This is a genomic window from Campylobacter parajejuni (assembly GCF_046764905.1).
In the GTDB taxonomy this organism is placed as follows: domain Bacteria; phylum Campylobacterota; class Campylobacteria; order Campylobacterales; family Campylobacteraceae; genus Campylobacter_D.
Genome location: NZ_JBKORB010000003.1, coordinates 145,014 through 164,098, shown reverse-complemented (window position 1 = coordinate 164,098; position 19,085 = coordinate 145,014). Strand labels below are relative to the sequence as shown.

At 33.9% G+C, this 19,085-nt stretch carries 17 protein-coding genes; 13 read left to right on the top strand and 4 right to left on the bottom strand.

Annotation, left to right across the window (positions count from 1 at the left end):
- The first annotated feature begins 608 nt into the window (after positions 1–608).
- From ACLL8X_RS04110 to ACLL8X_RS04085, 6 genes are all read left to right on the top strand, one after another.
- Positions 609–1,673: a tyrosine-type recombinase/integrase gene (locus tag ACLL8X_RS04110; RefSeq protein WP_411989670.1), complete on the top strand. Its 1,065-nt coding sequence runs from the start codon at positions 609–611 to the stop codon at positions 1,671–1,673.
- A complete protein-coding gene (locus tag ACLL8X_RS04105; protein WP_411989669.1) occupies positions 1,663–3,441 on the top strand; it encodes a chorismate-binding protein in 1,779 nt (592 codons plus the stop codon). The genes ACLL8X_RS04110 and ACLL8X_RS04105 overlap by 11 nt, the downstream gene beginning before the upstream one ends.
- Complete coding sequence (locus ACLL8X_RS04100) at positions 3,438–4,004, top strand: anthranilate synthase component II (protein WP_411989668.1); 567 nt, start codon at positions 3,438–3,440, stop codon at positions 4,002–4,004. Before ACLL8X_RS04105 ends, ACLL8X_RS04100 begins: the two co-directional genes overlap by 4 nt.
- Positions 4,005–4,437: 433 nt before the next feature.
- On the top strand, positions 4,438–6,639 hold the full coding sequence (locus ACLL8X_RS04095; RefSeq protein ID WP_411989667.1) for an autotransporter family protein: 2,202 nt from the start codon (positions 4,438–4,440) through the stop codon (positions 6,637–6,639).
- Between the two features lie 208 nt (positions 6,640–6,847).
- Positions 6,848–8,104 (top strand): UDP-N-acetylglucosamine 1-carboxyvinyltransferase, encoded by a 1,257-nt coding sequence (gene murA / locus ACLL8X_RS04090; RefSeq protein WP_411989666.1) that lies wholly within the window; start codon positions 6,848–6,850, stop codon positions 8,102–8,104.
- A complete protein-coding gene (locus ACLL8X_RS04085) occupies positions 8,101–9,261 on the top strand; it encodes a molybdopterin molybdotransferase MoeA (RefSeq protein ID WP_411989665.1) in 1,161 nt (386 codons plus the stop codon). The genes murA and ACLL8X_RS04085 overlap by 4 nt, the downstream gene beginning before the upstream one ends.
- A gap of 13 nt (positions 9,262–9,274) precedes the next feature.
- Here ACLL8X_RS04085 and lepB read toward each other — a convergent pair whose 3' ends face one another.
- Together lepB and folD are read right to left on the bottom strand one after the other, a co-directional pair.
- Positions 9,275–10,123, bottom strand: coding sequence for a signal peptidase I (gene lepB / locus ACLL8X_RS04080; RefSeq protein ID WP_411989664.1), 849 nt, complete (start codon positions 10,121–10,123; stop codon positions 9,275–9,277).
- A 9-nt stretch (positions 10,124–10,132) separates the two neighbouring features.
- Entirely contained in the window at positions 10,133–10,981 is an 849-nt protein-coding gene (folD, locus tag ACLL8X_RS04075) for a bifunctional methylenetetrahydrofolate dehydrogenase/methenyltetrahydrofolate cyclohydrolase FolD (protein ID WP_411989663.1), read from the bottom strand.
- Positions 10,982–11,058: 77 nt separating this feature from the next.
- Between folD and ACLL8X_RS04070 the strand changes: the two genes are divergently transcribed.
- From ACLL8X_RS04070 to ACLL8X_RS04040, 7 genes are read left to right on the top strand one after another with little or no spacing between them, the layout of a single operon-like run.
- The gene (locus ACLL8X_RS04070; RefSeq protein ID WP_411989662.1) at positions 11,059–11,406 is read left to right on the top strand and encodes a c-type cytochrome; all 348 of its coding nucleotides are present in this window, start codon (positions 11,059–11,061) and stop codon (positions 11,404–11,406) included.
- A complete protein-coding gene (gene hemL / locus ACLL8X_RS04065; protein WP_411989661.1) occupies positions 11,403–12,677 on the top strand; it encodes a glutamate-1-semialdehyde 2,1-aminomutase in 1,275 nt (424 codons plus the stop codon). The genes ACLL8X_RS04070 and hemL overlap by 4 nt, the downstream gene beginning before the upstream one ends.
- A complete protein-coding gene (locus ACLL8X_RS04060; protein ID WP_411989660.1) occupies positions 12,674–12,985 on the top strand; it encodes an AtpZ/AtpI family protein in 312 nt (103 codons plus the stop codon). The genes hemL and ACLL8X_RS04060 overlap by 4 nt, the downstream gene beginning before the upstream one ends.
- A complete protein-coding gene (locus ACLL8X_RS04055; RefSeq protein ID WP_411989659.1) occupies positions 12,985–13,482 on the top strand; it encodes a hypothetical protein in 498 nt (165 codons plus the stop codon). The genes ACLL8X_RS04060 and ACLL8X_RS04055 overlap by 1 nt, the downstream gene beginning before the upstream one ends.
- Positions 13,460–14,647 (top strand): MFS transporter, encoded by a 1,188-nt coding sequence (locus tag ACLL8X_RS04050; protein ID WP_411989658.1) that lies wholly within the window; start codon positions 13,460–13,462, stop codon positions 14,645–14,647. Before ACLL8X_RS04055 ends, ACLL8X_RS04050 begins: the two co-directional genes overlap by 23 nt.
- The gene (gene fliK, locus ACLL8X_RS04045; protein WP_411989657.1) at positions 14,640–16,841 is read left to right on the top strand and encodes a flagellar hook-length control protein FliK; all 2,202 of its coding nucleotides are present in this window, start codon (positions 14,640–14,642) and stop codon (positions 16,839–16,841) included. The genes ACLL8X_RS04050 and fliK overlap by 8 nt, the downstream gene beginning before the upstream one ends.
- A complete protein-coding gene (locus ACLL8X_RS04040) occupies positions 16,838–17,119 on the top strand; it encodes a FlhB-like flagellar biosynthesis protein (RefSeq protein ID WP_411989656.1) in 282 nt (93 codons plus the stop codon). The genes fliK and ACLL8X_RS04040 overlap by 4 nt, the downstream gene beginning before the upstream one ends.
- On the opposite strand, the gene ACLL8X_RS04035 is transcribed toward ACLL8X_RS04040, so the two are convergent.
- The gene (locus ACLL8X_RS04035; protein ID WP_411989655.1) at positions 17,109–17,909 is read right to left on the bottom strand and encodes a phosphatidylserine decarboxylase; all 801 of its coding nucleotides are present in this window, start codon (positions 17,907–17,909) and stop codon (positions 17,109–17,111) included. The two genes, ACLL8X_RS04040 and ACLL8X_RS04035, sit on opposite strands and share 11 nt — an antisense overlap.
- A complete protein-coding gene (locus ACLL8X_RS04030; protein WP_411989654.1) occupies positions 17,906–19,027 on the bottom strand; it encodes a metallophosphoesterase in 1,122 nt (373 codons plus the stop codon). Before ACLL8X_RS04030 ends, ACLL8X_RS04035 begins: the two co-directional genes overlap by 4 nt.
- Between the last annotated feature and the right edge of the window lie 58 nt (positions 19,028–19,085).

The following is a 19,085-nucleotide window of genomic DNA, read 5'->3' as shown; positions in this document are numbered from 1 at the left end:
TTTTATTAAGCTTTTGTATAAAAATTATTATAAAACTATTAATATAAAAATATTCTTAAAAATTTTTAATCCTTTTAACACAGAAAAATATTTTTATCTCATAAAAAATCAAAAATAGGGGAGAAAATTTAATCTTCAAAATTTATCATTTTTATATATGTTTTGATAATAAAATAAAATCAGCTTTCTCAATAATATTTTTACAATTTTCAAAAAAGTTAAATTATACTTTTCAAATTACAAAACAAAATAATCATTTTTTTACATTATATTTTATGGATAAGTTTAAAATATACAAAAAGTAAAATCATAAAAATATTAAATACAGATGGTTTGATAGGGAATAAAGCTTTGTATTTTGAGTATATATAAAAAAGTTTGAAAATTATAGTTTTCAATACAAAATTATAAATTTTTACATATTTTTACCTTTTATCATATCTTCATACATACGTATATAAGTTTTATTTAATATTTTTTATTGAAGGTTTTTAAAATTTATTTTCCAAGCTTTATTTTTCAAAAAAAGCTTTTTTTTACCAAGTTAATACTAAAATGCCTTTTTCAAAGAAAAAAGCTAAAATTTTAAAATTCTAGGAAAAGTTTTTATGAAATACCCTTTAGATTGTGAAGAAAATTTTGAAAAATCCTTTTTGTTTTGGTTAGCAAAATACATAAAATTTAAACTCAACTCCCTATCCAATAAAGAGCTAAAAAATCCCCAAGCTCTAGCAGAGGTTAATTTCACTCTTACAAAGGGTGTTAAAAACATAGAAGAGCTTGACGCTTTAGCCAAAAAAGCAAGAAATGCGGGTTTAAATGGAGTAAATACTTATTTTAACCCTTTGAAAAAGGTATTTGAGTATTTAAATTTTTACAAGCTTTATTCTTTAAAACAAATTGATGAAGAGCTGATTGTGGAAGTTTTAGCCAGTATCACGGGGGCTTTATCGGATGCGAGTAAAAAAAATTACCGCATTGCTGTGATTAATTTTTTTGATTTTTTAGATAGGCAAAATGAAGAAGAAGAAAAGGCACATATTTTTGACATCACTCTTAAGAATTGGGCAGGAATTTCGGGTGCAAAGGGAGTGAAACTGCCTGAATTTATGAGTGAAGAAGAGCTTAAGAAATTTCTTGATGCTATCGAAAATGCAGATTTCAAAAGCAACACCCTACGCAACAAGCTCATCATCAAAATCATCATTTTCACAGGCATACGCGTTAGCGAAGCCATTCACATAAAAATGGGAGATATTAGCGAAGAAAACGACCTTTATATCATTAGAATTCGCGCCAAAGGCAACAAATATCGCGTAGTAATGATAAAAAAAGAACTCATTTTTGATTTGCTTCAAAATTTCAGCATTAATTATATGAGTAAGGATGCTTTGCTTTTTGTCAATAAAAAAGGAACCCCCCTAACCCAATCCTATGTGAGTCGCATAGTCGAACAGCTTCTGTTTCGTGCGGGAATTCGCAAGCAAAAAAACGGCGCTCATATGTTGCGTCATACCTTTGCCACCCTACTTTACAAAAAACAAAAAGATTTGGTTTTAGTTCAAGAAGCCCTAGGACATGCGAGTTTAAACACTTCAAGAATTTACACGCATTTTGACAATGACAAGCTCAAACTTGCCGCACAAGTTGCAAAGGAATTAAATGAAAGATGAGAAATTTGCGGTATTTGGACGGCATATTTATCACAAGCTAAAATACATTTTAAAAGCCCATAATCACAATGAAAGCAAAAAATGTTTTAAATTCATACAAAAGCACAAAAATGATTTTTATTTTTTAGTGCTTGTAGATTATGAATTCTACAAATATTTTGAAGATAAAAATTTCACAAGCAAAAAGGCTTATTTATCAGCATTTGCCTTTAAAAAAAGAAAAAAATTTAAAAGCGAAACCTTGAGCGAAGAAAATTTTCTCCCTGAATTTACAAGCTTTTTAAATCAAGAAAAATACAGAGAAAATTTCACAAAGGTCAAAAAAGCCATCTCAAAAGGCAGGGTTTATCAGCTCAATCTCACTCAAAATTTTAATTTTCAAAGCAAAATGGATACTTTTAAACTTTTTAAACTTTTACTTTCTAGACAGGATACGGATTTTAAGGCTTTTATAAGAGATAGCGAAAGAGAAATTTTATCTTTTTCGCCTGAATTGTTTTTCAAAAGCAAAAAAAGAAAAATACTCACAAAACCTATGAAAGGCACCATAAAAAGAGACAAAGACCCCATAAAAGATAAAGAAAACAAGCTTTTCTTGCAAAAGGATTTAAAAAATCGCAGTGAAAATGTTATGATTTGCGACCTTTTACGCAACGACCTTTCAAAAATCATCACAAAAAACAGCCTAAAAACCAAGCTTTTTGAAATTGAAAGCCACCCTACTTTGCACCAAATGACTTCAAGCATACAAGGAAAGCTTAAAAAAAATACTACTCTTTATCGCATTTTTAAAGCCCTATTTCCTTGTGGTTCTATAACAGGTGCGCCAAAGCTTGAAAGTATGAAGCTCATTAAGGAATTAGAGCAAAGAAAGCGTGGAATTTACTGCGGAGCCATAGGGCTTGTTTATAAAGATAAAAGCCAATTTAGCGTTGCTATTCGCACCCTAGAAAAACAAGGCAAAAGCTATACTTACAGCACGGGCAGCGGTTTGGTTTGGGATTCTAATTTTGAAGATGAATTTGAAGAATTAAAGCTTAAAAGTGCAATTTTAAATCCTTGTGATTTTTATTTATTTGAAACTATGTATTTTAAAAATAATCAAATTTTATTTTTAAAAGAACATCTACAAAGACTGATAAAATCAGCACTCAAATTAAATTTCAAAGTCCATAATATACTTAAAAGTTTTCATACTATTTTAAATCAAAAAAACTCTTACAAGCCGTATCAAAACCTTAGCCTTTTAAAGCTTAATGAGAAAATTTTTCACAAAAAACATTCTTTATTTTATGATTTTGAGCTTAAAAGCCCTTATGAAGAAGGGATTTTAAAGCTTATCTTGCTTAAAGATGGGACTTTTAAACTCCAGCAAAGCACCTTAAAACAAAGCTCAAGCGATATTTTGCTTTTAAGCGATGAAAGGCTAGATTCAAAAAGTGATAAGCTCTATCATAAGAGTTCTTTGCGGACTTTGTATGATAGATACTCAGTTAAATGGCAGCAAAATTTATGCTATGACCTAGCTTTTTTTAACGAAAAAAACGAGCTTTGCGAAGGAACAAGGACAAATCTCATTCTAGAAAAAAACGCCCATTTTTACACCCCCAAGCTTCAAAGCGGTATGCTAAAGGGTATTTATAGAACTTTTTTGCTCCATCTTAAACTTATAGAAAAAAAAACGCTTTTCAAGCACGATTTATTCGAAGCTGAGAGAATTTATTGTATCAATTCTGTGCGTGGCTTAAAAAGGGTAAAATTACAATGAAAAAAATTTTATTTATCGATAATTACGACTCTTTTAGCTATACCATCATCTATTATCTTAAAGAGCTTGGTTTTGAATGTAAAGTGATAAAAAATGACGCTTTTAAAAGGGCTAAGGATTTGGAAAAATTTAGCTTCACCCACCTAATCATCTCTCCGGGTCCTAATTCTCCAAGAGAATCTAAACTCAGCCTAAAAGCCATCAAGCATTTTAAAAAGCATAAAAAAATTCTAGGCATTTGCCTAGGACATCAGTGCATAGCCCAAGTTTTTGGTGGAAAAATTTCTAAAATGCATAGTCCCATGCACGGCAAAACCTCTACGCTTTATTTTAAAAAAGACCCTATTTTCAAAGGCATAAAAAAAGGGCTTGAAATTAGCCTGTATCATTCCTTGCACATTAGCAAAATGCCTAAAAAATGCAAAATTTTAGCCCATAATTCGCAAAATATCATTATGGCTATCAAGCACAAAAAATACCCCATCTATGGACTGCAATTTCACCCCGAAGCGATTTTAAGCCAAAAGGGTAAAAAAATGCTTAAAAATTTTATGAAGCTTTAGGCATTCCCCCCCCCCCCAATTGTTAAAAAAATATTAATTTATGCAAGAATTCCTTGTTTTTTTCTTTGCGATATGCTAGAATTCGAACGCAATTTAAATCAAAAAAGAAGGAGTTATTTATGAGATATCATAAAAAAGTAGTGCTTTCTGCCATTGCAGCGAGCTTTTTAGTTGCTCACGGGGGGGGGGGCTTTATGCAGCTGATGTCAGCGATGACAATAAGCTAACACAAGGAAAAGATAATAAAAATTCTTATACCTACGAATTTCAAACTAACGATGTTGTAAAAACTGAGCTAGGAAATACTAAAGTTTCTCAAAAAGACGAAGACAAACTCAAACATCTTACCATCAAAGCAGGAGCAGGACAATCAGGCGAATTAAAATTCGAAGGAAGTAATCAAAACAAAGCTTCTTTGGGTGGAGAATTCGATATGGCAGATTTTACAAATGAAGGTTATAGCTTTGATATTACTGCCGATAAGCTTTCTTTTACAGGAACAACTCAGCCTACGCTTACTAATCCTAACCTAGGGGACACTCTTATCAATGTAAGCAGTGGCTCTAGCACTATCACAGCTACAAATGGAGTGAGTTTAGATAAGGCAACCATTCAGCTTATGAATACAAACATTTTTGGCGAAAATTTCAATGGTTCTTTGTCTGTTAATGGAGACTTAAGCCTTACAGATAGCTTGATTGTAAATGATGGACAAGCCAATTTTAATGTAAATGGTAAGGTCAGTGCTACTAATACGACTTTTGTCGCAGGTGTGTCTGATTTAAGTCGTGTAACCAGTAATGGTTTTTATATTATGAGTGCTAGTAAAGGTTTTCAAGGCTCTAACGATAAACAAAAAATCACAGAGGACGCAGCAGGGAATATAGCGGATTTGATTATCCATAAGCAATTTGTAAATGTTTCGTCTAATCTTTTAGATTCGAACTATGCGGGTGGAACTGGAACTATCAATAGAAGCGATTTACATCAGCTATTTGAAAATCAAGATTTAAATACTCTTTATGATGCTAAACTAGTGGAAAAAGGCAATGCTCTTTATGTGGATGGAAGCTTTAAATTTATCAACGCAAATAAAACTCTTGACGCTAAAGCATTAAACGCAGCTATCCAAACAGAGTTTCAAACTCAAAAAACAGCCTTAGAAGGTCTTTATAAATACGATAGTGCCAACCAAACAGAAACCGGTCTTTTTGCAACCAACAAACAACAAGTAAATACTAAAATCACTGAATACACAAAAGAAGGTGGAACTATCGCTGCGTCTCAAAAAGCCGTAGATGCAGCAAAAGCTAAGCTTGATGAAGCAAACAAAGGCAGCGACCAAAATGCAATCAAATCAGCTCAAGAAACTTACGATAAAGCCACACAAAAGCTTGAAAGCGATAAAAAAACTCTTAATGAACTTAACAATCGCTTAGCGCAATACAACAGCCTTATCGCACAAATCAAAAACCAAACAACTAGCCTAAATACCAAACTTGATGCTAATTATGACATCACAGCGGGTCAAAAGGGACAAATTTTTGCTTCTTTAGCCACTTCAAATGTAGGCGGTAAAATAGCTGGAACGGCAAATTATATCTTTGATGATGGTAGAGTGATTAACGATATAGAAAAATCAGCCCGTTCTACTGCTGGAAATTCAGCCTTAAATTCACCTGTGGGTGCTATTAATATGTCTAATGATATGGCTATTTCAAATCGTTTGGCGAAATTTAGCAATCCTTATTCTACTATGGGTATAGGAGAAAAATTTGCCGCAGGAAATGGAATTGCTAGTGATTCAACTTACGCTTATGGTGCAAGAAGCTATGATGATAATGTATGGGCAAATGTAATTGGCGGTGCAAATATCATCGATAGCAACAGCGGTGCTTTATATGGTGTGAGTGCGGGATATGACCGCTTAGTAGGCGAAGATACTATTTTAGGTGCTTATTTAACTTATGCTAATTCAGAAGTTAAAACAAGCCTAGCAAACCAAGAAAGTGATAACTTGCAACTAGGTTTATACACAAGAACGCTTTATGGTAATAGCGAATTTGATTTTAAATCTTACGCACAATTTGGCTGGACTGACCAAGATAGATTCATAGCTGGAACAACCAACTCCTCTGATTTTACTAGAAAATTCTTAGGTGCTAGTGGAACTTATGGCTATGTATTTGATATGGGAAATGATTTGTATATCAAGCCTTTAGCGGGACTTAATCTTTATTATTCTTTCACACCGGATTATAATGAAAATGGTGCATACGCTCAACATGTTCGTTCTCAAACTAATTTTGACGCAAGTATAGAAGCGGGTGCTGAATTTAGAAAATATCTTTCTAAAGAAAGCTATGTCTATGCTACACCAAAAATCGAACAATATGTTATCACTTCTGGAGATGATTATACAGCGAGATTCTTAGGAAGCCCTACTTCATTTACTATCAATGGAAGCGATAAGAAAAAAACTTATGGTTCGTTTATAGTAGGTGGAGATATTAATATCAAAGACCAATGGGCATTCACTTTCGCAGCGGGTGTTAAACATCTTTTAAGTGGAAAAATCAATGATGAAAGTGAAACTTATTTAAGCGGTAATGTAGGTCTTAAATATCAGTTTTAATTCATACACAATGAGAGTTCTCTTTTTCGCAAAGCCTTTTTTGGCTTTGCACCCTTAAAAATTCAAAATCACAAAAATCAACCCCCATCATTCTCAAACCAATACCCTAAAAATACAAATTTGAAGCTTGAAAAATCAAAAACAATAAACTTTCATAAAGTTAAATAAAGCTATAATCAAGCTTTAGAAATTCAAGCTAAGGTTTAAAATGACTTATTTAGAAATAGAAGGAACAAATCACTTAAGTGGAAGCGTTAGCATAAGTGGAGCAAAAAATGCCGCCCTGCCCTTAATCACTTCAAGCATACTAGCAAAAAATGAAGTTAAAATAACCAATGTCCCCGCAGTTGCTGATATTAAAACTCTCATATCCTTACTAGAAAATTTAGGAGCTAAGGTAAGTTTTGCAAACAATACCGCCTTGCTAGATACAAGCACACTTAATCAAACCATAGCCAAATACGACATAGTGCGAAAAATGCGAGCTTCCATACTAAGCCTTGGACCCTTACTTGCTCGCTTTGGGCATTGTGAAGTGTCCCTGCCCGGTGGCTGTGCCATAGGACAACGCCCCATAGATTTACACCTTTTAGCCCTAGAAAAAATGGGTGCGAATATACAAATCAAACAAGGCTATGTAGTAGCGAGTAATAGATTAAAAGGAAATGAAATTCTTTTTGATAAAATCACGGTTACAGGCAGTGAAAATATCATTATGGCTGCAGCCCTAGCCAAAGGCAAAACAAGACTTTTAAATGTCGCAAAAGAGCCTGAAGTCGTTCAGCTTTGCGAAATTTTAGCTAAAGCTGGACTTGATATAAAAGGCATAGCTAGTGATGAGCTTGAAATTTATGGTAGCGATGGGGAGCTTTTGGAATTTGAAGAATTTAGCGTCATACCCGATAGGATAGAAGCGGGGACTTATCTTTGTGCGGGAGCGATTTGTAATTCAAAAATCACCTTAAATAAAATCAATGCCCAGCATTTGAGTGCGGTCTTGGCAAAGCTAGGTCAAATGGGCTTTGAAAGCTTGATTGAAGAGAATAGCATTACCCTACTTCCAGCTAAAGAAATTAAGCCTGTGGAGATTATGACAAGTGAATATCCGGGTTTTCCAACCGATATGCAAGCGCAGTTTATGGCTCTAGCATTAAAGGCAAATGGCACTAGCATTATCGATGAAAGGCTTTTTGAAAATCGCTTTATGCATGTAAGTGAGCTTTTGCGAATGGGTGCAGATATTAAGCTTAATGGGCATATTGCGACCATAGTCGGAGGCAAAGAGCTTAATGCTGCTGATGTGATGGCAACGGATTTAAGAGCTTCATCAGCCCTGATTTTAGCAGCCCTTGCAGCCAAAGGCACGAGCAAGGTGCATAGAATTTATCATCTTGATAGGGGCTATGAAAAATTAGAAGAAAAATTTAGAGCCTTAGGGGTCAAAATCACAAGGCTTGAAGAATGAAAAATATCTTTGAAACCCTAAAAGATTTAGAAAAGCAAATTTCAAGTTTGAATGAATTTGAACTTGTAAGCCTTGAAAATGCTAGGGGGCGTGTTTTGGCTAGGGATTTTTATGCGAGAAAAAATTTACCCAGTTTTGATAATGCAGCCCTTGATGGCTATGCTTTTAATTACGCTGATAAGAATGAAGCCTTAAGTATCAAAGGCACTATTTTTGCAGGGGATAAAAACCCTTACACGCTAGGCGAAAAAGAATGTTATAAGATTATGACGGGGGCTAAAATGCCCCAAAATGCCGATACTATCTTAATGCTAGAAGATGAGTGTATAGAAGAAAATAAGCTCATCATCAAAAAAGCTCCAAAACAGCATAATGCTTACCGCTATAAGGGCGAAGAATTAAGCCAGAATGAACTTTTACTCAAACAAGGCACAAAACTTAATGCCAAGCATATAGCCTTGCTTGCTTCTCAAGGATTTTATAAAATAGAAGTGATAAGAAAAATTCGTGTTGGAATTTTTTCAAGTGGCGATGAGTTAAAAGAGCCTTGGCAAGAATGCGATGAAGAAAGCATTTACAATGCTAATGCCCTGCCCTTGCTCTGTATGTTTGAAGAAGCTTGTTATTTGGGTATTATTAAAGATGATTTTTTAAATACAAAAGAAGCCTTGCAAAATACAAATTTCGACCTTTTAATCACTTCAGGCGGTGCGAGTGTAGGAGAGGCTGACTTTATGGAAAGAGCTTTAGATGAGCTTGGTTTTCATCCGCTTTTTAAGGGTTTAAAAGCACGCCCTGCAAGACCTACTAAACTTTATCAAAAGGGTAAAAATTTAGTGCTTATTTTACCGGGAAATCCTATGGCGGCTTATTTATCTTGCTTTATTTTTGGAAAAAAACTTGTAAAATTACTAAGCGGGGCTTTGGAAAATTCTTCGCTTTTGTATGCAAAAATGGGTATGGATTTAAAAATTAAAAGCGGAAGGAATAATCTCATACTAGGAAATTTAGAAAAAGATATTTTCATACCCTTTAATGAAAATAAATTCGGCTCAGGTATGATACTTCCGCTCGTAAAAAGCGAGTTTTTGCTTATCAGTGATGAAAATATAAGTGAGCTGAAAAAAGACGAGTTAATAAAAATTCTAAAAATCTAAGTTTTTTATAAATTTAGCTCAATTTATCTTCATCATCGTGGTCGTGAATGTATTTTTCGTCATTTTCTAGGGTATCAACGAAACGACCTATTCGCTCCCAACGCACATTTTTATCCTTATCCCAAGAAAAATACACAAACCAAGGCTTACCTACGATAAGAGAATAAGGCACAGAACCCCAAAAACGACTATCATAAGAATAATCGCGATTATCACCAATCATAAAATACTCATTCTCGCTCACATCAAAAACATAAGCATTGCCCCCGCTAAAACCCATATGATTTCCAAGTTCTTTAAAATAAGTCGGTGCCATAGCAAAATCGCCTATGCTAAGATAACGCAAAATATCGCTTTCTATGTCTCTTTGTGGGTCGTAGTGGATGCCTTTTTGTTTGTAAGGTTCTTTCACATAAATTTGACCGCCTAGCGTGATAAGGTCATTTGGATAATGCTCTTTCATATACTCATCGCCTTCGTGCATTCTCACATAAAGGGTTTTGTTTGCATAAACAATTCTATCCTTACCCACGCCTACGCAACGCTTTACAAAATGCTCTTTTTCATTGCGGGGATTTCTAAAAACGACTATATCGCCCCTTTTTGGACCCTCGCCCCTAATCAAATGTCCGTCTTTGTCAAAATCAGGCAAAACAGGAAGTTCTAGCCAAGGAATATGCGGAGTAGGAATTCCATAGCTAAATTTTTTAACAAATAAAAAATCCCCTACCAATAAAGTATTTTTCATAGAACCTGAAGGTATAACAAAGGCTTGTATAAAGAAAAAAATCACTAAAAGAACGATAACAATAGTCCCCGTCCAAGACTGCGAAAATTTGTATAATTTCTTTAAAAATTCCATAGTTTTTTCCTAATGAAGTCTATTTTTAGCAGATTTAAGGGTATTTTCCAAAAGCATAGCTATGGTCATAGGTCCCACTCCACCCGGAACTGGGGTAATATAGCTTGCTTTTTGGGATACTTCTTCAAAATTCACATCGCCTACTATCTTGCCATTTTCTAGGCGGTTAATCCCCACATCTATGACAATAGCACCTTCTTTAACCCCATCTTTACCTAGCAAATTTACAGAACCTGCTGCTACGACTATCAAATCCGCCCTTTGGGTGTAAAGCTTTAAATCTTTGGTTTTAATATGACAAATGCTTACCGAAGCTCCAGCATTTAAAAGCATAGTAGCCATAGGACGCCCTACTATATTTGAAGCACCTATGACAACGGCGTCTTTGCCTTCTAGCTTGATTTCATATGCTTTTAAAAGTCTCATAACACCAAGCGGAGTGCAAGGTAGAAAACCACTTTCTAAGCCTAAATTTAAATAGCCCACATTAATAGGATGAAACCCATCGACATCTTTGCTGCTTATAATGCTTTCAAGCACCAAATCCTTACAAATATGACTTGGCAAAGGAAGCTGCACTAAAATTCCATGAACGCTATCATCGTGGTTTAGGGTATGGATTAAGGCTAAAAGCTCATTTTGAGTCGTGTTTTTATTAAGATGATAAACTAAGGATTTAATACCACATTCTTCACAAGCTTTAGCCTTAGAATTTACATAGGCTTGACTAGCCATATCATCTCCTACTAAAATCACGGCTAAAGAGCTTTGTATTCCTTTGTTTTTTAAAAATTGATTTTTTTCTTTTAATTCTTCTTTAATTTTTGCACTTAAAGCTTTACCATCAAGTAAAACCATTCTTTTCCTTTGTAAATTTATCGCTTTTTTAAAGTAAAAATTGTATCATATTAAAATTTCATTAACAGGGTAAAACTTTGAAAATTGTTTTAATGTTTTTTTTATTAAACGCAAGTCTTTTAGGGGCTGATTTTATCACTCTTAAAGAGTATTCTAAAATGCTTTATGAAAATCCTAGAGGCATTAGCTGCAAAGAATGCCACGGAAGTGATGGCAGGGAGCAAATTTTGGGGTATTATACGAAAAATGGCGTTAAAACAGCTTATAAGGTTCCTAGTATTCAAAATCTTAGTTTCGAGGATTTTAAAAATTCTCTTAATGAGAGTAAGGACGCAAAATCTATAATGCCAAATTACTCTTTAACCAATGATGAAATTGCAACTTTATACAATTACATCAAGCAATTTAGCAAGGAAGAAAAATGACAAATAAAAAAGCTTTCAAAGAAGCCACTCAGTTTATAGCAGGGGGTGTGAATTCGCCCGTGCGTGCTTTTGCAAATGTAGGGAGTGAGCCTAGGTTTATTTCACAGGGCAAAGGCGCTTATATTTTCGATATAGAAGGGAATTCTTATATAGATTATGTCCAAAGCTGGGGACCCTTGCTTTTTGGGCATTGTGATAAAGACATACAAAAAGCTTGTCAAAAAGCTTTGAAAAAAGGCTCAAGTTTTGGCGCTCCAACCCTACTAGAAACAGAACTTGCTAAACTTGTTTTATGTGATTTTCCCCACTTGGATAAAATCCGCTTTGTTAGCAGCGGCACAGAAGCAACTATGAGTGCTATTCGCCTTGCTCGTGGCTTTACCAAAAAAGATAAAATCTTAAAATTTGAAGGCTGTTATCACGGGCATTCAGACTCTTTGCTTGTCAGTGCAGGAAGCGGTGCGACTACTTTTAATTCTCCTAGTTCTTTGGGTGTTTTAGAAGATGTGGCTAAATATACCTTAGTTGCAAAATATAACGACTTAGCAAGTGTTGAAGAGCTTTTTGAAAAACACAAAGATATAGCTTGTGTTATCATAGAGCCTATTGCAGGAAATATGGGCTTAGTTCCTGCTAGACAAGAATTTTTAGAAGGGCTTGTTAAACTTTGTAAGGCTAATCAAAGCTTAGTGATTTTTGATGAAGTGATGAGTGGATATAGGGCTTCTTATTTGGGTTCTTATGGGATTAATGGTATTAAAGCTGATATAGTTACTTTTGGTAAGGTTATAGGCGGGGGCTTGCCTGCGGCTGCTTTTGCTGCTAGGGCTGAAATTATGGATATTTTAAGTCCTTTAGGCGGGGTTTATCAAGCAGGAACGCTTAGTGGAAATCCCTTAGCAATGGCTGCAGGAATAGCAAGCATCACTAAGGCTAAAAAGAGTAAAAAACTCTATGAAAAGCTAGGAAAACTAGCCAAAAAACTCACTGGGGGCATGAAAAAATTAGCCGAGGAAAAAGCCCTGCCTTTGCAAACTTGCTATGTGGGTTCTATGTTTGGGTATTTTTTTACTCAAAAGCCTGTTTTAAATTACGAAGACGCTTTAAAATCGGATTTAAAATTATTTTCTAAATTTCACAAACATATGCTTCAAAGGGGTGTTTATTTGGCTCCTTCTCAGTTTGAAACAGCCTTTATCTGCTCTAAAATGAACGATAAAATGATAGCTTTTACCCTAGAAGCGGTAAGGGAAAGTTTTAAAAGAATATGAGTGAAAATTTAAAAGAAGAAAATAGCTCTACAAAAAAGCAAAAAATCATTCGCAAAACCCTTGAAGCAGCTGATGGCTTAAGTCTTGGTATTTCTATGGTTGTTGCGGTATTCATAGGCTTAGGCATAGGCTATTTACTAAAAAAATTCACGCCCTATCCTTGGCTTTTTTGGCTGGGGGTTTTTTGGGGTCTTAGTGCCGCTGCGTTAAATGTCTATAAGGCTTATAAAATGCAAGTAAAAAGCTATGAAGAATTTGAAAAAAGAGACGCTCTTATCAAGGAAAAAATTCAAAAAGAGAAAAAATAATGCAACACAAAAAGGCTTTACTTAGTATTTTCATTCTCATTCAAGTGATTTTTTGCTTGGTTTTTTTAAGCTTGAGTGCTTTTAAATTAAATATCTTTTTAAGCTATGAAATGGCTTTTTTGAGTGCTTTGCTTGTTGTTTTGGCTTCTTATTTTAATTACAAAAAAATCATACTCAAAAGGTCTAAATTCTACGAAAAAGATTTTAAAACCCTTCCTTTAATTTTCATTAAAAAAAAGCAAAAGGATACAAAAATTATTCATTTTAAAGCCTTAAAAGACGATATAGCCTTTAAAGATAAAATGTATATTTTTGCCCTATTTTTTACCCTATTTAAAATGGTAGCTTATGGGCTTTTGGTTGCGGGATTTTTATTTTTACACCGTCAAAAATACTTAGATATTTTTGCTTATTTGTGTGGAATTTCATCCTTGCTTGTTTGTGTTTTTATTTTTATTTTATACCTTAAAAGATATGAGTTTAACAAGAATTATTAGGTCTATGACAGCCCTGTTCGCGGGAATGTCTTTTATGTTTGCTGGAAATGCTCTGATAGTAAGTTCCATAGGAGTGATTTTAAAAGAAAACAACGAAAGCTCTTTGGCTGTGGGGATAATAAGCTCTTGCTTTTTTATAGGAGCTATGCTAGGCACCATTAGTGCGCACAAAATCATTTCTCGTGTGGGGCATATTCGTTCTTTTGGGCTTTTTAGTGCGGTTTTTGGAATTTGTGCTATGTCGCATACCTTGAGTGAAAATCTTATTTTTTGGTCGATTTTAAGATTTTTTATGGGTTTTTGTTATTATGGGCTTTTGATGGTGATTGAATCGTGGCTGAATGAAAAAAGCAAAAATACCATTCGTTCAAGGGTTTTGGGCTTTTATGAAATTGTTTATAACCTATCCTTTGGTATTGGTGTTTTAATCATTGCTTTAAATTTAAGCAAACACAGTATCTTCATACTCAGCGCAGCCCTTATCTTACTCTCATCCTTGCCGCTTAATTTAATCAAAATCAAAGAGCCTATTTTGCCCAAACCCCATCCTATCTCCATACCTAAAATTTTTGACATTGCACCCCTAGCCATAGTAACTAGCTTTATTGCAGGAATGTTGATTAATGGCTTTTATTCTATGGCGTCTTTGTTTATACTTTTGCAAGACTTTGATGCTAGGGCTGTTTCTTATTTTATATTTTGCGGAGTTTTAGGAGGCTTCTTTGCACACGCTGTTATAGGGGTGCTTTCTGATAAAATGGGTAGGAAATTTGCTATCATCACTTGTGCCACTTTAGCCTTCATTGTTATGTTGATTTTTGCTTTTTTTACACTGGCTTTACATTGGCAGTATGTTTTATCCTTTTTGTTGGGTGCTGGCATTTTTTGTCTTTATGCTTTGGCTTTGGCTAGGGCAAGTGATATGCTAAAAGAAAAGGGTAAAAATGTGGAATTAGGTCGTGGGGTGCTTTTTTGTTATTCCTTAGGTTCTTTGTTTGGTCCCCTTATCTTAGGAATGCTTATACAATATTTTGGGCAAGGTGGCTTTGTGTATTTTTATCTTTTTTGCCTTGCTTTTTTAATTTTATTTGCTATAAATAAGCCTAATGTTTTAAGCAAAAAATTTAAGAAAAAGCCCGGAAATATGGTGATGCTCGATGATTAATCCCCAGCTTACAAGTCAAATTGCTAACGCACAAAGAAATGATTTAAAACTTGATAATAACACTCCTAAAGACAAGTTAAATTTAAAAGATAGCCCTAAAGTTGCCCTTTCACAAGCCTTAAGACAAAATTTAGGCTTAAGCAAGGATGCAAGTAGTGAAGAGGTCTTAGCTAAATTTATCCAAAATGAAACAGGCACAAAGTTAAAAGAACTGGTTAATAAGCTCTTAGAGCAAATCAATGCTCAAAAAAACCCTGATTCTCCTGTGCTTAAACAAGGAAAAAATTTAAACCTAGCTCCTAATTTTGCCAATGAGTTAAAAACCCTTAGTGCAGAACTTGCAAAGAATGATGTTTTTGCTCAAGTTTTAGAAAGGCTAAATCAAATTTTAAAACCTGCAAGCGAGATGAAAGCAAATCTTGCTCCTTTGTTTAAAAATTCAGGGGTATTTTTCGAAGCAAAACTTAAAGACGCTTTAAATGAAGAAATGCTTCCTAAAAGCTTTCATTCGCTTTTAAGCACCATAAAGGGTCTTTCAAATGAAAAACTAAGCCTTGAAATTGCTAAATTAGCTCAGATTGATTTAAGTCCAAAAGAAAGTTTAAAAGAATTAAAAGCCATCATAGACTTAAACAAAAATGAAAATAAACAAATTTTAAGTCAAAGTTCTTTTAAGGCTCTTTTAAATTTAGCTTCTAAACTAGAAAATTTTAAAAATTATATCAGTAAAAATCCAAGTCAGGCTCAAGAAAAAATCATTCCACTCGCTAATAAAATCTTAAAAGAATTAAACTCCATAAAAAATGATTTTTTCAAAGCACTGCATAAGCCAGAAAATTTGATGATAAAGGATACGAATATACTCAAACAAACAGCTAGTGCCTTTGAAAAACTAGAAAGCAGTTTAAAAAATATTTTAGGAGAAAATAAGCCGCACAAACAAGGCGTTTTAGAAAACTTGCTTCAAAATAAGTTTGTAGAGAAAGATAAAATTTCACATTCTAAAGATTTTAAGGAAGAAAAAAACACAACAGGACAAGAAAAAAATAAGCAAAATACTTTAGAAGAAAAAGATGGCAAGAGCTTGTTAAAAGATGAAAAAACGCAAAGCCACAAAGAACAAGAAAAGGGGCAAGAGCAAAAAAATTTAAAAGAAGATTTAAAAGTTAATTTAAAAGAAAATTTAAAGGAAAATTTCAAACAAGAGCAAAAAACACAAGAACAAAAAGAAAGCGTAAAAGAAAATTTCAATACTAAAGAAAGCCTTAAAGAAAGTTCAAAAGAGAATTTAAAAGAGAATATTAGAGAGAATTTAAAAGATAACATTAAAGAAAATTTAAAAGAAAAAATTCCTCTTAAAGAAAACGATAAATTTTATGAAAATAAGCAAGATAAAGCCGTTGAAAATACCCTTAAACCCAGCTCTTTAGTGAAAGAACAAGACTTTATCAAGCAAAATATAACAAAAAATTTAGCCTTTAGCACTGAAAATTTAGAGTTTGAAGAAGTGCAGGATTTGAGTAAAAATTTAAACAATCTTGCAAGAAAATTAAATGAAAGCCTTAAAGAGCTTGAGCCACGCACCCAAATGGCTAAACTAAATCAAGCGGAGTTAAAAACACTTGAGCATAAGCTTGATGTATCGCTTAAAGATTTAGCCTACATTAAGCCAAAAACCGAACAAGATATAGCAGATTCCTTAAACCACGATGTAAAATCTACTCTGCTACAAGTTGCTAATTTAGCAAAAAACGAAGGCAATGAAGCCGTGTATAATCAAGCTAACCGTCTTTTAGCACAGATTGAGCTTAATCAGCTTATGTCCTTAGCAAATGACTCTATCAATAGCTATTTGCCTTTTTCTTGGGATGATTTAAGCGATTCTAAGCTTATGTTTAGACGGGGCAAAAAGGATAAATTTTTTGCTCAAATTAAGCTCGAATTTGCCAAGCTCGGGGATTTGGAAATTCTTATTTCTCTTAATAATGAAAAATACATTGATATTAATATTATGGCGGAAAATAAGGAATTTAGAAAAAAGATTTATGAAAACGCTCACGAGCTTAAGAGAAATATCAATAAAGCAGGGCTTTTGAGTGCGAATTTTTTTGTTGGCGATATTATAAGAAGTAAATTTGATACAAGAAATATGAAAAATCTTGACCTTGAAATGGGAATGGATAAAAAGGTATGAGTAAGATTAAAAAATCCATCAAAAAGGCAGTAGCACTAGGCTATCAAAAAGAAAAACACTCAGCACCTAAGGTTCTTGCAAGTGGTAAGGGTGAAAGTGCGGCTAAGATTATATCCCTAGCAAAAGAACACGGAGTGCCTATCAAAGAAGATGAAGATTTAATCGAAATTTTAAGCAAACTTGATTTGGGCGATGAAATTCCGCCAAATATGTATAAGGCTGTGGCTGAAGTTTTTGCCTTTATTTATCAAATGGCTAATCAAACGCCTAAAAACTAAGTCGTTCTCCAAATTTTATATCCTGCCCTACTTTTAAATTGAAATTTAAAAGTCCTTTTTGAGAGATTAAAATTATAGTAGAACCTAACTCAAAATAGCCTAGTTCTTCGCCCTTTTTGCAAAATAATTTTTCGTATTTATGCGTGAAATTATGCGAATTTTTGGCATTACTCTTAATGCTTTTATCAAAATGAAAACGCATTTTTCCCACATTTTGTGCCCCCACAAAAACCAACCAAAAAAGCCCTTTTTCGTTTTTGCATTTTAAACACACTCTTTCGTTTTTTGTGTAAAGATTGGCTATTTTAGCCAGATATTTTTCTGCCACACTATGAAGCTCTCCCCTTGTATAAGTAGCACTTAGAACTTGCATATCACAAGGGCTATGATAGCGGTGATAATCTTTGGGTGCGAGATAAATATTAGCAAAATCAAGTGCGTTTTCAAGCTCATTTTTCTCATAAGCATCTCTTAAAAGCTCACTTAAGCTGTAAGTGTGTCCTTTGATGCTAAAGGCAAAATACTCCCCTTTGGCTAAAAAGGCTTCTCCGCACTCTAAAATTTTGCCATCACTGGGTGCAATAAAGCCCTGAGCTATGGGGCGTTTTTTTTCCAAAGCTCTGGTAAAAAGAGCGTTTAAGCTTTCATATTCGCAAGGGTTTTTAAACTCACTCATATCGATTTTAAAATATCTTACATAATTTTCATTGATGATTTTTTGTAGGAATTTAGGAAAGCGAAAAGCGGCTAAAAGTCCAAAAATCCTTGAGCTAGTCCTTGAAAAACTCATTTTTCGCCTTTTAAATTTAAAATCACAATCTCACTAGGTGCAAAGACTCTAAGACTAGGTCCCCAAAAACCCGCCCCGCTACTGACATAAAGCTTAGTTTTTTCGCTTAAGTCATAAAGTCCGTGTATAAAGCCTTGCTGAAGTTTAACCAAAAACATAAAAGGAAAAACCTGCCCTGCGTGTGTGTGTCCGCTTATCATCAAATCAAAATCATTCACATCATAAAGCAAGGCAGTTTTAGGCTGATGAGCAAGTAAAATGCTAGGCTTACTTGGGTCTAAATCCACTTTCGCTCTAGCTAAATCAGGAGCATAAAGTCCTATTTCAACTCCTACTAAATCCCCAAGTCCAGCTATATTAAAAAATTCCAAACTCTGGCTTTCATTCATTAAAATTTTCATATTTGTATGATTTTTAAGCAGGGTTAAAACCTCTTCTATGCCGTGATAATACTCGTGATTGCCCACCACATAGAAGGTGCCGTATTTAGACTTTAAATCATTAAGCTTTGAAATATAATTTTGCAAATGCTTAGGAGTGGTATCGACTAAATCCCCTACGATTACGACCATATCGGGCTTTTCTAAATTCACCTTAGCAATGAGTGCGTCTAAAAAGTTTTCGTGCAAATTTTTACCCAAATGAATATCTGTTAGCACAGCGATTTTTACATCTTGCTTAAGCTTTGCTAAAGGCAGTTCAAGGGCTTTTACCTCAGGGATTCTTAAGGCATTATTCACACTCATAAAGATTAAAAATCCGCTCAAGGCAATTAAAGCCAGTTCAAAGACAAAGCCAAAAGCAAGATGGAATTTAAGCTCTTTACCCATTAAGTCTAAAATAAGTCTAAAAAAATCCAGTATCAAACAAAGGAAAAACAAGCAATAAGTAGGCGCATAAAGCATAGCTAAAAACTCATACCACGCATCACTTAAATACTCATCCTTACGGACTAATAAAAATCCTGCTTGAGCTAAGAAAAGCAGAATTAAAACAAGGGCAAAAAATTTATGAAAATACTTAAAAAGAAGGATTTTTTTAATCAATCTTTTATAAACATAAAGATTTGCCAAACCAAAAATCAGTAAAAAAACTACAACAAAAATTAAAAATTTCATAGGCGAAATTGTAACCAAAAAAGATTAAATATATATTAGAATTTTTTTGTTATAATTC

Excerpts from the sequence above, each read along its gene's own strand:
- ACLL8X_RS04035 (WP_411989655.1), bottom strand. The coding sequence starts at position 17,909 with ATGAGTTTTTCAAGGACTAGCTCAAGGATTTTTGGACTTTTAGCCGCT.
- ACLL8X_RS04110 (WP_411989670.1), top strand. The coding sequence starts at position 609 with ATGAAATACCCTTTAGATTGTGAAGAAAATTTTGAAAAATCCTTTTTG.
- ACLL8X_RS04100 (WP_411989668.1), top strand. The coding sequence starts at position 3,438 with ATGAAAAAAATTTTATTTATCGATAATTACGACTCTTTTAGCTATACC.
- lepB (WP_411989664.1), bottom strand. The coding sequence starts at position 10,123 with ATGGAATTTTTAAAGAAATTATACAAATTTTCGCAGTCTTGGACGGGG.
- ACLL8X_RS04060 (WP_411989660.1), top strand. The coding sequence starts at position 12,674 with ATGAGTGAAAATTTAAAAGAAGAAAATAGCTCTACAAAAAAGCAAAAA.
- hemL (WP_411989661.1), top strand. The coding sequence starts at position 11,403 with ATGACAAATAAAAAAGCTTTCAAAGAAGCCACTCAGTTTATAGCAGGG.
- ACLL8X_RS04085 (WP_411989665.1), top strand. The coding sequence starts at position 8,101 with ATGAAAAATATCTTTGAAACCCTAAAAGATTTAGAAAAGCAAATTTCA.
- ACLL8X_RS04050 (WP_411989658.1), top strand. The coding sequence starts at position 13,460 with ATGAGTTTAACAAGAATTATTAGGTCTATGACAGCCCTGTTCGCGGGA.
- ACLL8X_RS04055 (WP_411989659.1), top strand. The coding sequence starts at position 12,985 with ATGCAACACAAAAAGGCTTTACTTAGTATTTTCATTCTCATTCAAGTG.
- ACLL8X_RS04095 (WP_411989667.1), top strand. The coding sequence starts at position 4,438 with ATGGCAGATTTTACAAATGAAGGTTATAGCTTTGATATTACTGCCGAT.
- fliK (WP_411989657.1), top strand. The coding sequence starts at position 14,640 with ATGATTAATCCCCAGCTTACAAGTCAAATTGCTAACGCACAAAGAAAT.
- murA (WP_411989666.1), top strand. The coding sequence starts at position 6,848 with ATGACTTATTTAGAAATAGAAGGAACAAATCACTTAAGTGGAAGCGTT.
- ACLL8X_RS04030 (WP_411989654.1), bottom strand. The coding sequence starts at position 19,027 with ATGAAATTTTTAATTTTTGTTGTAGTTTTTTTACTGATTTTTGGTTTG.
- ACLL8X_RS04105 (WP_411989669.1), top strand. The coding sequence starts at position 1,663 with ATGAAAGATGAGAAATTTGCGGTATTTGGACGGCATATTTATCACAAG.
- folD (WP_411989663.1), bottom strand. The coding sequence starts at position 10,981 with ATGGTTTTACTTGATGGTAAAGCTTTAAGTGCAAAAATTAAAGAAGAA.
- ACLL8X_RS04040 (WP_411989656.1), top strand. The coding sequence starts at position 16,838 with ATGAGTAAGATTAAAAAATCCATCAAAAAGGCAGTAGCACTAGGCTAT.